This is a genomic window from Polaromonas sp. P1_G2, assembly GCF_056405515.1.
Genome location: NZ_JBFUBY010000850.1, coordinates 1 through 534, shown reverse-complemented (window position 1 = coordinate 534; position 534 = coordinate 1). Strand labels below are relative to the sequence as shown.

The window sequence follows — 534 nt, the reverse complement described above, 5'->3', positions numbered from 1 at the left end:
GCCTCTGGCTGAATGGTTCTGGACGATCGACCGGTTCTTCCTCGCCGTCTTCATCCTGCTGCTCGGCATCGGCTTCATGCTCTCCTTCGCTGCGTCGCCGGCCGTCGCCGAGCGCATCGGGCTTGAGCCGTTCCATTTCGTCGAGCGGCACGCCATGTTCATGCTGCCGTCGCTGGGCGTGATGTTCGGCCTGTCCTTCCTGTCGCCGCGCCAGGTGCGCCGCACGGCCATGATCATGTTCGTGATCATGGTGCTGATGATGGTGGCGGTGCTGTTCATCGGCATGGAGGTCAAGGGTTCGCGGCGCTGGATCACGATCTCTGTCCTGTCAATCCAGCCTTCCGAATTCATGAAGCCCTGCTTCGTCGTCGTCTGCGCCTGGCTGTTCGCCGAACATCAGCGGCAGCCGGAAATTCCAGGCAATCTGTTCGCGCTGCTCATTTTCGTCATTGTTGCGGCGCTCCTGGTCGCCGAGCCGGATCTCGGCCAGACCATGCTGACGACGGGCGTCTGGGGTTCGATGTTCTTCATGGC

General features: G+C 61.8%; 1 protein-coding gene. It reads left to right on the top strand.

The features are described from left to right. The coding region (locus tag AC1D0P_RS27960) for an FtsW/RodA/SpoVE family cell cycle protein (protein WP_477679707.1) at positions 1 to 534 on the top strand (534 nt) is incomplete at both ends.